The sequence below is a fragment of the Kineococcus sp. NPDC059986 genome (assembly GCF_040702905.1).
In the GTDB taxonomy this organism is placed as follows: domain Bacteria; phylum Actinomycetota; class Actinomycetes; order Actinomycetales; family Kineococcaceae; genus Kineococcus.
Genome location: NZ_JBFBND010000027.1, coordinates 55,692 through 66,836, shown reverse-complemented (window position 1 = coordinate 66,836; position 11,145 = coordinate 55,692). Strand labels below are relative to the sequence as shown.

Genomic DNA, 11,145 nt, shown 5'->3' with positions numbered 1-11,145 from the left:
GCCATCACCGCCGCGGTCCTGGTCGTGCTGCACCTCGAGCACGACCGCACCACATGACGCACAGTTACCGTCAAGCCGCTACAGAGAAGAGCTCAGTGGGTGCGGCGGCGCGCGGTGTAGGCGTCGAGCTGGGCGGCGACGTCTTCGGCGGACAGGTCCTGCTCCAACGCTTCCGTCAGCAGTTCCGTCTGCGACAGCGGCGTCAACCCGCCGACGTTCGGGTCCAGGTCGAGGTTCGTCGGGAACGGGTAGCCCTCCGACGCCGCCGCGACGGCGTTGGCCAGGAACTCCGGCGAGGCCCCGGACGCCTTGCGGGCCAACAGGGCGGGGTAGACGGCGCGGGCGATGCGCACCCGGTCGACGCTCTCCATGGCCCGCCCGAACGCCGAGGACACCTGCAGCAGGTTCGCCGAGCGCTGCACGTCGGTCGACACGTTCGTCCCGGCGCCGTGGAACAGGGCGGGGTTGAAGAACGCGGCGTCACCCGTGCGCAGCGGCAGCTGCACGTGGTGGGCGGCGAAGTGCTCGCGGAACTCCGGACGGCGCCAGGCGAGGTAGCCCTGCGGGTACCGGTGCGAGTAGGGCAGGTACATCGTGGGGCCGCTCTCCACGGGCATGTCGCTGTGCGCCACGGCCCCCTGCAGCGTCAGGACGGGGGACAGCAGGTGCACGTGCGCGGGGTAGCGCGCCGCTACCGGGTTCGACAGGAACCCCAGGTGGTAGTCGCGGTGCGGGTCCTGCGCCTTGCCGCCGGGGCGCACGAGGTTCACCTGCGAGGTCACCTGGTAGCCCGGACCGAGCCAGGCCGTCGAGACGAGGGCGAGGACGTCGTTGGCGTAGTAGTCGACGAAGGCCTCGGGGTCGCGGACGGCGAGCTTCTCGAGGGCGTTCCAGACGCGGTCGTTCGCGCCGGCGGCGGCGAAGTGGTCCCCCTTGGAGGTCCCGGCCGCCTTCTCGTCGGCGATGACCGCGTCGAAGACGGCGCTCACCCGGTCGACGACGCTGACGTCGGGGTAGGCCCCCTCGAACACCACGACGCCCGGTCCGTCGGTGAGGGCTTGGACGAGTTCGGCCTCGACCTCCTCGCGGCCCGCCGGGTCCGCGGTCGTCCGGCGCAGCGCGTCGGCGTCGTAGACGAGCACCTCCCGGCGCACGTCGGCGGCGTGCGGGTAGTCGGCGAGGTCCGTGGTGCGGTCGACGAGGCGGGCGAACTCGGCCACGTCGCAGTCGGTCTCGCGGAACCGCAGGGGGGTCGTGCGGGGGGTGGTGGGCGTGCTCACGGCGGTCTCCTCGTCGAGCTCGTGGGGTGGTCCTGCCCTGTCAACGTAGCCCGCGAGCCGGGCCGGGTGGCATCGTGAACACCTCAAGAACACCTCACCGGGGACCCAGCGAGAGGGGCGTCGTGGCCCACCCGTACCGCCTGCGCGAGATCGCGCAGCAGGCCGGTCTCAGCCTCGCGACCGTCGACCGCGTGCTGCACGGCCGGCCGGGAGTCCGGGCGGCGACGGTGGTCGAGGTGCACCGCGCGATCGCGGACCTGGAGCGTCAGGCCTCGCAGGTCCGGCTCGGGGGTGCGACGTTCTTCCTCGACGTCGTCGTCCTCGCCCCCGACCGGTTCAGCCGCGCCGTGCGGGCAGCGCTCGAGGCCGAACTGCCGACGCTGCGTCCCGCGGTCGTGCGGGCGCGGTTCCACCTGCGCGAGGACGGCACGGTGGCCGACCTCGTCGCCGACCTCGACCGCATCGGCCGCCGGGGGTCGAGCGGGGTGCTGCTCAAGGCACCGGACGACCCGGCCGTCGTCGCCGCCGTGGGGCGGCTGGAGGAACGGGGCGTGCCCGTCGTCACGTTCGTGACCGACGTCCCGACGAGTCGTCGCGTCGCCTACGTGGGGATGGACGACCGCGCCGCCGGGGCGACCGCCGCCTACCTGCTGACGGCCGTGGCCCCGGACGCCGGGGGCGTCCTCGTCTCGTTGAGCCGCAGCACGTTCCGGGGGGAGGGGGACCGCGAACAGGGGTTCCGCGCGGCGCTGCGCGACCTCGCCCCGCACCTGCCGGTGCACGTCGTCGAGGGGGGCGACGGCCTCGACGCCTCGACGCGCGAGACCGTCGCGGGCGCCCTGGCCGGCGCGCCCGCCGTCGACCTCGTCTACTCCGCCGGTGGCGGCAACCGGGCGGTGCTGGCCGCCTTCGACGCCGCGGGCCGGCGGGTCCGGGGTTTCGTCGCCCACGACCTCGACGCGGACAACGTCGCTCTCCTGCGCGAGCGCCGGCTGACGGCCGTGCTGCACCACGACCTGCGCGCGGACGTCCGGCGCGTGTGCCGGGCGGTGATGCAGGTGCAGGGGGCGCTGCCCGGTCGGCCGAGCTCGGTCCCGTCGCAGATCCAGGTCATCACCCCGTACAACGAGCCCGCAGCCTTCGGCGGGGATGCCTGACGGGTTGACAGTTCCGCTATCGATAGCGATTCTGTCGATGTGCGCATCTCCGAGCTCAGCACGGCCAGCGGCGTCAGCCAGGCGTCGATCAAGTTCTACACGCGGGAGGGTCTCCTGCCCGCGGGCGAGCGCACGGGCTACAACCAGACCGACTACTCCCAGGAGCACCTGACCCGGTTGCGCCTCATCCGCTCGCTCATCGACGTCGGGGGTCTCCCGGTCGCGGCCGTCGGCCGCGTCCTGGCCGCCGTCGACGCCCCCGACCTGCCGCTCGTCGAGGTCCTCGGCGTCACGCAACAGGCGCTGCCGCAACCGGTCACGCCGCCCAGCAAGGAGTCGCGCGACCGCGTCCTCGCCTTCGCGGCCGAGCACGGCTGGGCCGTCCACGAGGGCAACCCCGGGGTGCGCGTCGTGGCCGGGGTGCTCGACGGCTGGGACTCCGTCGAGCGCGGTGACCTCGCCGACCTCCTGCCCGTCTACGCCCGGGCGGCCGACCTCGTCGCGACCGCCGACCTCGACGCGGTGGCGGGGTCGATCGAGGACGCCCGCCGCGGCGGCGACCGCGAGGCCGCCGCCCAGACGGTCGTCGTCGGCACCGTCCTGGGGGACCAGCTCTTCGCCGGCCTGCGGCGCATCGCGCAGCAGGACCACGCCTTCCGCCGCTACGGCCCAGACCCCCGAGGGGACACCCCGTGACCACCCTGCTGCCGCCCGTCCTGCACGCCGTGCCCGCACCCTCCCGCTGGCACCGCCCGCTCCTCGTCCTCGCCGCGGCGATGGCCGTCCTGACGGTCGTCACCGCCGTCCTGGCCGGTGTCGACGCCCGGCCCGTCCTCGGCCAGGACGCCTGGTTCAAACCCCTGAAGTTCGCCGTCTCCATCGGTCTCTACGCCCTCACGCTGGCCTGGCTCGTGGGCCTGCCCGGACTGCCCCGCCCCCGGCTGGCCTCGGTGCTGGCCACCGTCGCCGCGGTCGGCCTCCTCGTCGAGATCGCCGTCATCGGGGGGGCCGCCGCCGCGGGGACGACCAGCCACTTCAACGTCTCCACCCCGCTGCACAGTGCGCTGTGGGCGACCATGGGCACGTCCATCGCCGTCGTGTGGGTCGTCACAGCCGTCATCGGCGTCCTGGTGTTCCGCGCCCCGCTGCCCGACCGGGCCCGCACGCTCGCCGTCCGCGCAGGAGTCGTCCTGGGGCTGGTCGGCATGGCGCTGGCGTTCCTCATGACGATCCCCACGTCCGCGCAGGTGCAGGACTTCCAGGGCGTCGCCGGCGCCCACGCCGTCGGGGTCCCGGACGGAGGTCCCGGGCTGCCGTTCCTCGGCTGGAGCACGCAGGGCGGGGACCTGCGCATCCCGCACTTCGTCGGACTGCACGCGCTGCAGGTGCTCCCGCTCGGGGTGCTGCTGCTGGAACGCCTCGCCCGCCGCTCGCCGGCCCTGCGCGACGGCACCGTCCGGTTCCGCCTCGTCCTCCTGGGCGCGGTCGGCTACGCCGGGCTCGTCGGGTGGCTCACGGGGCAGGCGCTCGCCGGACAGCCGCTGCTGCACCCGTCCACGGCGCTCGCGGTGGTGGGCCTGGCGGGTCTGGTCGGGCTCAGCGTTCTGGCGGCAGGAGTGCTGCGCCGAGGGCGGTGAGGAGTTCGACGACGTCGGCCCGGTCCAGCCGGACGGTCGAGACGCAGGTCGCGTCCTGCCAGGTCGACAGGACGACCCGCCCCGCCTCGGGGTGGGTCGTCACGCGCAGCGCGCGACCGGCCCGGTCGGCGTCGCGGACGACGCCCGTGCGGATCCCGCGCTCGACGGCCTTCTCCATCTCCCGAGTCTGCTCCCCGGCCCCGTCCCTGTCCACGGGACGGGAGAAGAGGGGCCGGAGGAGTGGTGGAGGTCCTACGCTCGCGGCGGTGAACCTCCGCTCCCTCGACCTCAACCTGCTCGTGCCGCTGGACGCGTTGCTGCAGGAGCGCAGCGTCACGCGCGCCGCGCTGCGGTTGGGGCTCAGCCAGCCCGCGCTGTCGGCCTCGCTGGCCCGGCTGCGCCGGCACTTCGACGACCCGCTGCTCGCGCGCGTCGGCAACGAGCACGAACTGACCCCGCTGGCCGTCCGCCTGCGCGAACAGGTGCGCGTCGCGCTGTCCGGCGTGGACCGGGTGTTCCGCGCCGAACCGGACTTCGACCCGGCCGTCTCCGAACGCGACCTGCGCATCGTCAGCAGCGACTACGCCGAGACCGTCCTGGGTGCCCCCCTCCTGGCGCTGCTGGCGGCCGAGGCGCCCCGCATGCGGCTGCGGTTCAGCGTCAACACCCCCTCGGTCGTCGAGGACGCCGAACGGGTCCTCGTCGACGCCGACCTGCTCCTGCTGCCGCACGGGTTCCTCGCGGACCTGCCGCACGAGGACCTGCACCGCGACCGCTGGGTGTGCCTGGTGGCCACCGGGAACGACGACGTCGGGGACGAGCTGACGGTCGACCAGCTGCGGACCATGCCGTGGGTCGTGACGTACCACGGGCCCGTGGCCTCGACGCCGGCCGCGTTGCAGATGAGGATGCTGGGGGTCGAACCCCACGTGCAGGTCGTCACCGAGCACTTCCTCGCCGTCCCCGCGCTCGTCGCCGGGAGCGCACGCATCGGGATGCTGCAGCAGCGGTTGGTGGACCGGCTCCCCCCGGACTCCGGGGTCCGCGTGCTGCCTCCCCCCGTGGACGTGGGCCTGCTGCTCGAGGCGATGTGGTGGCACCCCGTCTACACCGGCGACCCCGAGCACGCGTGGTTGCGCGGCGTCGTGCGGCGGGCCGCCGCGGCGCTCCCGGACATCGGGGGTCATCCACCCCGCTGATGGGGGGGCTCAGCGATTGGCGCTGTGCTGGGGTGCCGACCCTCCCCGAAACTCTCGGTACCCGCCTGCGACGGAGCAGGTGTCCCGAGGAGGTCCCGTGTCCGCATCCCTCTCCCACCCCGTCCCGCAGCCGGACGCGCAGCCGTCGGCGCCACCGGCGACCACCCCGGCCGGCCCGCTGCGGGCCGGTGTCCCGCAGGCCACGCTCCTCGTCGCGCTCAGCACGCTGTCGGTGCTCGGGGCGGTCCTCATCGCTCCCGTCCAGCCCAGCATCGCCCGTGCGTTCGCAGGGCAGCCGGGCGTGGACGCCCTCGTGCCGCTCACGCTGACCGTCCCGGCCCTGGCCATCGCCCTCCTCGCCCCCGCCGCCGGTCGGGTCGTCGACCGGATCGGCCGCGTGCGCGTGCTGACGGGGTCCCTCGTCCTGTACGCGCTCGTCGGCACGGCACCGCTGTGGCTGGACTCGCTGCCCGCGATCGTCGCGAGCCGCGCGCTCGTCGGCATCGCCGAGGCCGGGATCATGACGTGCTGCACGACGCTCCTCGGTGACCTGTTCGAGGGGGAGCGGCGCCACCGGTACTTCGGCCTGCAGACGATCGCGACGAGCCTGTCGGCCGTGGTGTTCATCGCCGCCGGCGGTGCCCTCGCGGCGAACCACTGGCGCACGCCGTTCTGGCTCTACGCCGTCGGTGTCGTCGGCGCCGTCCTCGTCCCGGTCCTGCTCCGCGAACCCGTTGCCGCGCAGTCCGGTCCGCTGCCGCCCCTGGACCGGCGCGCCCTGCGCACACCGCTGCTGGTGACCCTCGTCGGCGGTGTGGTGTTCTACACGCCGATCGTCGAGCTGTCGTTCGCCCTCGACCGCCTGGGCGTCGAGTCGACCGCGACCATCGGTGGCGTGAGCGCCGCCGCGGCGGTCGCCACCTGCCTCGGGGCCGCGTCCTTCGCCCGGCTGGCGCGCCGCGGCGCGGGGTCCCTGCTGCCGGTGGCCTTCGGCCTCGCCGGGGTCGGCCTCGTCGTGGTGGCGCTGGCGGGTTCCGTGCCCGTGCTGCTCGCCGGAGCCGCGGTGGCCTCGGCGGGCACGGGGTTGCTGCTGCCGGCCCTGCTGACGTGGGCCCTCGGCGGGACCACGACCGACCAGCGCGGCCGGGTCACCGGGTGGTGGACGTCGGCGCTGTTCGCCGGTGAGTTCGTGTGCCCGTTGCTCGTGCTGGCCCTCACGGGCGCCCTCGGGGGACTGCCGGCGGCCCTGGCCGTCGTCGCCGCCCTCTCGCTCGTCCTGGCGGGGGTGCTGCTCCGCGCCGGTCATCGACGAGGGTGATGGCGGGTATCGCCAAGTCGCTCTTCCCTGATGCGGCGGGTGGGCGCAGAGTTCTGGCAGGCCGCGACGCAGCGCCTCCGGGACGGCCCCCGGTTCCCGCGCCGCCACCCCCCACCCGACGACCCGAGCAGACCGACCGAGAGGACCGTTCGATGACGAACCTGCTGGCACACCTCGCCCACCTGGAGATCTCCTCGCCCGACGTGGACGCGTCGGTCGCCTTCTTCGAGAAGGGTTTCGGCCTGCGCGAGGTCCACCGCGACGACGAGGGCAGCGTCTACCTGCGCTGCTGGGGCGACTACTACCCCTACTCCCTGGTGGTGACGCCGGGCGAGCAGCCGGCCCTGCTGACGATGGCCTGGCGCACCACGAGCGAGGGCGCCGTCGAGGAGGTCGCGCGTCGCGTGGCCGCCAAGGGCGTCGAGGGCACCTGGTCGGACAAGCGCCAGGGCCACGGCCGCTCGTTCCGGTTCACCGGCCCCTACGGGCACACCATGGAGGTCTACTGGGACGTGCCGAAGCACTCGGCACCCGCCGAGCTCCGCTCGATCTTCCCGGACCGTCCCGAGAAGCGCTCCTCGCACGCGGCCGCCCCCCGGTTCCTCGACCACGTCACTGTCGCGGCCACCGACGTCAAGGGTTTCGCGGCCTGGTACTCCGAGGTCCTCGGGTTCCGCACCATGGCCTTCACCGAACTCGACCACGCCCCCGTCACGGTCTTCGGCGTCCTCACGACGAACGAGAAGTCCCACGACCTCGGTTGCGTGCTCGACTCCTCCCAGCTCGGCGGCCGCGTGAACCACATCGCGTTCTGGACCGACAGCCACCAGGAACTCCTCGTCGCCGCGGACGTCCTCATGGAGAACGGTGTCGACATCGAGTACGGCCCCTCCATCCACGGCGTGGGTGAGCAGACGTTCCTGTACTTCCGCGAACCCGGCGGCATGCGCGTCGAGCTCAACACCGGTGGGTACCGCAACTACGTGCCGGACTGGGAGCCGAACGCCTGGAAGCCGTCGCTGGGCTCGAACAGCATCTACCGCAACGGCGCCATGCCGATGTCCATGACGGAGTCTTTCCCGCCGGACCCGGGCCACCCCACCGCCACGGAGGAGGGCGTCCTGCCCGGCACCGAGGACGCGCTGCTCAACCCGTACGCCGTCCAGGGCCAGGGCTGAGGGGGCGTCGTGTTCCAGTACTTCCCCGGGAACTACGTGTGGAACCTGTCGGTGAACCTGGCGATGGAGATGGGGGCGCGCATCGGCGAGGTCGACCACGTCTGCCGCCCGCTGCTGGAGGCCGCCGCCCGCGGTGAGGACACCGGAACGGCCGAGTTCATGGCCGGCTGGGAGGCGCAGGGCGACACCCTCGTCGAGCTGGCCGCCGAGGACGAGGCGGCCGGTCGCCTGCTGTCGGCGGGCGAGAAGCTGGGCCGCGCCGCGACGTACTTCCTCACCGGTGAGCGCATGCAGGCCGCCGGGTACGCACCGCGCGTCGCGCTCTACGCCAAGTTCCGCCGCACGTTCGACCGCGGGGTGGAGCTGGCGGGGGAGAACGCCGAGCGCGTCGAGATCCCCTACGAGGGGGCCGTCCTGTCGGGGATCCTCACCCGGGCGCCCGGGGAGGGGCCCCACCCCCTGCTCGTCATGGTCAACGGTTTGGACTCGACCAAGGAGATGCTGTTCCGCACCGGGCCGGGCGCCAAGCTCGCCGCCCGCGGGGTCTCCTCGCTGTGCCTGGACCAGCCGGGCACGGGGGAGGCGTTGCGGCTGCACGACCTGCACGCCGTCCCGGAGTCCGAGAGCTGGGCCACACCCGTGTACGAGTTCCTCGCCGCCCGCGACGACGTCGACGCCGACCGGATCGGCCTGCTCGGCGTCTCCCTCGGCGGGTACTACGCACCGCGGGCCGTGGCCTTCGAACCCCGTTTCGCCCTCGGGGTGGCGTGGGGTGCGAACCACGACTGGCGCGCCGTGCAGAAGGCGCGGCGCGACCGCGAGGGCGAGCGTCCGGTGCCCCACTACTGGGACCACGTGCAGTGGGTCTTCGGGACGAAGGACCTCGACGACTTCTTCGAGGTGGCCGAGCGGATGCACCTCGACGGGGTAGTGGAGGAGATCCGGGTGCCGTTCCTCGTCACCCACGGCGAGGACGACCGGCAGATCCCCTTGCAGTACGCGCACCGCACGTACGAGCAGCTCGTGAACTCCCCGGACCGCGAACTCGTCGTCTTCACCGACCGCACCGGTGGCACGGCGCACTCGAGCGTCGACAACGGCTCGGTCGCCACCGACGTCATCGCCGACTGGGTCGCCGAACGCTTCGGCGGGCACCTCGACGGGCGGGTCTCGTGACGGCCGAACCGGTCACGCTGGACCGCACCGACCCCGAGGGCGCCGTGGCGGCGGCCGTCGCGCGCGTCTCGAACTGGGGCCGCTGGGGTGCGGACGACGTCAAGGGGACGCTCAACCTCGTCACGGACGAGCACCGGCGCGCCGCGGCCGCCCTCGTCCGCCGCGGCCGGGTGTTCTCGCTGGCCCAGCAGTTCTCGATGGACGGACCGCAGAAGGGCTGGCGCCGCCGCACCAACCCCGTCCACACCATGCTGGACACCGGGACCGACGCCGAGGCGGGGGTCCAGGGGTTCCCGCACGGCATCGGCGGCGCGGACGACGTCGTCGCCATGCCGCTGCAGTGCTCCACGCAGTGGGACGGCCTCGGGCACATCTTCGACCACGGCCGGGCCTGGAACGGTCGCCGGGCCGGGGAGGTCGTCACCTCCCTCGGCGACGGTGTGACGGGCATCGAGACCGTGGCGGCGGACTTCGCCGGCCGCGGGGTGCTGCTCGACGTGGGACGGCTGTTCGGGGCCGACCCGGCGGGCACCGGCGGGGAACTGCCCGACGGTTTCGCGATCCTGCCCGAGCACCTCGACGCCACCTGCGCGGCGCAGGGGGTCGAGGTGGGACCGGGCGACCTGCTGCTCGTCCGCACCGGCCAGTACGGCCGGGTGCTGCGGGAGGGCTGGGGCGAGTACGCCGGCGGACCCGCGCCGGGCATGTCGTTCACCACGGCCGACTGGTTGCACGCGCACGACGTCGCCGCCGTCGCGACGGACACGTGGGGTTTCGAGGTCCGCCCGAACGAGTTCGACGTGGCGTTCCAGCCGCTGCACCAGGTCGTCATCCCCAACATGGGGTTGTTCGTCGGCGAGATGTGGGCGCTGGAGGAGCTCGCCGCCGACTGCGCCGCCGACGGTGTCCACGAGTTCCTCCTCGTCGCGGCCCCGCTGCCCGTCACCGGGGCGGTCGGCGCCCCCCTGAACCCCCTCGCCCTGAAGTAGTCCGTCCCTCGAACCCTGGAGGTGTGGCGATGGCGCCCGCCGTTCGTTCCGTCCTCGTCGTGGGGGCCGGCGTCGCCGGCTGCGCGGCGGCCGTCCTGCTGGCCCGGTCCGGCGTCGAGGTGGAGGTCGTCGAGGCCCGCCCCGGCACGACCGACACCGGGTCGGGGATCACCCTGCAGGGCAACGCCCTGCGCGTCCTGCGCGACCTGGGGGCGTGGCCGCAGGTGTCCGCCCGCGGTTTCGCCTTCGACTCCCTGGGGCTGCGCGCACCCGACGCGGCCGGGACCCTGCTCGCCGAGGTGCCCGACGTCCGCACGGGGGGTCCGGACCTGCCGGCCACCCTGGGGATGTCCCGGCCGGTCCTGGCGGGGATCCTGCTGGACCTCGCGGCCGAGGCCGGGGCCAAGCTCCGCCTGGGCGTCGCGGCGACGGGACTGGACCAGGACGCCGACGGTGTCGACGTCACGTTCTCCGACGCCTCGGCCCGGCGCTACGACCTCGTCGTCGGGGCCGACGGCATCCGTTCGTGGACGCGCCGCGCCGTCGGGATCGACGCCGAACCCGAGGGGACGGGCATGGGCATCTGGCGGGTGAGCCTGCCGCGGCCCGCGGACGTCGTCCGCACCGACCTCACGTACGGCGGGCCCTGCCACATCGCGGGGTACTGCCCGACCGGGCCGGACTCGGTCTACGCCTACCTCGTGGAGGACGTGCAGGACCGGTCCGGGCTCACCCCGGCCGAGCAGGTCGACGTCGTGCGCGGGCTGGCCACGGCCTACCACGGCCCGTGGGACGCGCTGCGGGACAGCCTGACCGACCACACGCCGGTGAACTACACGCGGTTCGAGACGCACCTCGTCGAGGGTCCGTGGCACCGGGGCCGGGTCGTGCTCGTCGGTGACGCGGCGCACTCCTGCCCGCCCACCATCGCCCAGGGGGCTGCGCAGGCCCTCGAGGACTCCGCCGTCCTGGCCGAGGTGCTGCTGCAGGCCCCGGCGTGGGACGAGGACGTCCTCGTCCGCTACGCCGACCGGCGGCGCGACCGGGCGCGGCAGGTCGTCGAGGCGTCGGTGCAGATCGGGCGCTGGATGCTCGACCGCACCCCGCGCGAGCAGGCCGACGTCCCGGGTCTGCTGCGCCGGATCTCCGCCCTCGTGGAGGTGCCGGCGTGAGGTTCGCGCGAGCCCTGCTGGACGGCCGTGAGGTGACGG

At 74.0% G+C, this 11,145-nt stretch carries 11 protein-coding genes; 9 read left to right on the top strand and 2 right to left on the bottom strand.

Annotated elements, in window-relative coordinates; genetic code table 11:
- Positions 1 to 92: 92 nt before the first annotated feature.
- Entirely contained in the window at positions 93 to 1,280 is a 1,188-nt protein-coding gene (locus AB0637_RS18390) for a phytanoyl-CoA dioxygenase family protein (protein ID WP_366174075.1), read from the bottom strand.
- 122 nt (positions 1,281 to 1,402) lie between these two features.
- On the opposite strand from AB0637_RS18390, the gene AB0637_RS18385 reads away from it, so the two are divergent.
- Genes AB0637_RS18385 through AB0637_RS18375 form a run of 3 tightly spaced genes read left to right on the top strand, consistent with a single transcriptional unit; the run spans position 1,403 to position 4,074 of the window.
- Positions 1,403 to 2,437: a LacI family DNA-binding transcriptional regulator gene (locus AB0637_RS18385; protein ID WP_366174074.1), complete on the top strand. Its 1,035-nt coding sequence runs from the start codon at positions 1,403 to 1,405 to the stop codon at positions 2,435 to 2,437.
- 39 nt (positions 2,438 to 2,476) lie between these two features.
- On the top strand, positions 2,477 to 3,133 hold the full coding sequence (locus AB0637_RS18380) for a MerR family transcriptional regulator (protein ID WP_366174073.1): 657 nt from the start codon (positions 2,477 to 2,479) through the stop codon (positions 3,131 to 3,133).
- The gene (locus AB0637_RS18375) at positions 3,130 to 4,074 is read left to right on the top strand and encodes a hypothetical protein (RefSeq protein WP_366174071.1); all 945 of its coding nucleotides are present in this window, start codon (positions 3,130 to 3,132) and stop codon (positions 4,072 to 4,074) included. The genes AB0637_RS18380 and AB0637_RS18375 overlap by 4 nt, the downstream gene beginning before the upstream one ends.
- On the opposite strand, the gene AB0637_RS18370 is transcribed toward AB0637_RS18375, so the two are convergent.
- Positions 4,034 to 4,252, bottom strand: coding sequence for a hypothetical protein (locus AB0637_RS18370; protein ID WP_366174070.1), 219 nt, complete (start codon positions 4,250 to 4,252; stop codon positions 4,034 to 4,036). The two genes, AB0637_RS18375 and AB0637_RS18370, sit on opposite strands and share 41 nt — an antisense overlap.
- 88 nt (positions 4,253 to 4,340) lie before the next feature.
- Between AB0637_RS18370 and AB0637_RS18365 the strand changes: the two genes are divergently transcribed.
- The 6 genes from AB0637_RS18365 to AB0637_RS18340 all read left to right on the top strand — a co-directional run bounded on the left by AB0637_RS18365 (position 4,341) and on the right by AB0637_RS18340 (position 11,106).
- The gene (locus AB0637_RS18365) at positions 4,341 to 5,273 is read left to right on the top strand and encodes a LysR family transcriptional regulator (protein WP_366174068.1); all 933 of its coding nucleotides are present in this window, start codon (positions 4,341 to 4,343) and stop codon (positions 5,271 to 5,273) included.
- A 97-nt stretch (positions 5,274 to 5,370) separates the two neighbouring features.
- Positions 5,371 to 6,591 (top strand): MFS transporter, encoded by a 1,221-nt coding sequence (locus AB0637_RS18360; protein WP_366174067.1) that lies wholly within the window; start codon positions 5,371 to 5,373, stop codon positions 6,589 to 6,591.
- Positions 6,592 to 6,743: 152 nt separating this feature from the next.
- On the top strand, positions 6,744 to 7,769 hold the full coding sequence (locus AB0637_RS18355; protein WP_366174066.1) for a VOC family protein: 1,026 nt from the start codon (positions 6,744 to 6,746) through the stop codon (positions 7,767 to 7,769).
- Positions 7,770 to 7,778: 9 nt separating this feature from the next.
- Positions 7,779 to 8,945, top strand: coding sequence for an alpha/beta fold hydrolase (locus AB0637_RS18350; RefSeq protein ID WP_366174064.1), 1,167 nt, complete (start codon positions 7,779 to 7,781; stop codon positions 8,943 to 8,945).
- The gene (locus AB0637_RS18345) at positions 8,942 to 9,934 is read left to right on the top strand and encodes a cyclase family protein (RefSeq protein ID WP_366174062.1); all 993 of its coding nucleotides are present in this window, start codon (positions 8,942 to 8,944) and stop codon (positions 9,932 to 9,934) included. Before AB0637_RS18350 ends, AB0637_RS18345 begins: the two co-directional genes overlap by 4 nt.
- 29 nt (positions 9,935 to 9,963) lie before the next feature.
- The gene (locus AB0637_RS18340; RefSeq protein ID WP_366174060.1) at positions 9,964 to 11,106 is read left to right on the top strand and encodes an FAD-dependent oxidoreductase; all 1,143 of its coding nucleotides are present in this window, start codon (positions 9,964 to 9,966) and stop codon (positions 11,104 to 11,106) included.
- Positions 11,107 to 11,145: the final 39 nt, after the last annotated feature.

What these genes read in the sequence shown, in the direction of transcription:
- AB0637_RS18370 (WP_366174070.1), bottom strand. Translation starts at nt 4,252, where the DNA reads ATGGAGAAGGCCGTCGAGCGCGGGATCCGCACGGGCGTCGTCCGCGAC.
- AB0637_RS18355 (WP_366174066.1), top strand. Translation starts at nt 6,744, where the DNA reads ATGACGAACCTGCTGGCACACCTCGCCCACCTGGAGATCTCCTCGCCC.
- AB0637_RS18340 (WP_366174060.1), top strand. Translation starts at nt 9,964, where the DNA reads ATGGCGCCCGCCGTTCGTTCCGTCCTCGTCGTGGGGGCCGGCGTCGCC.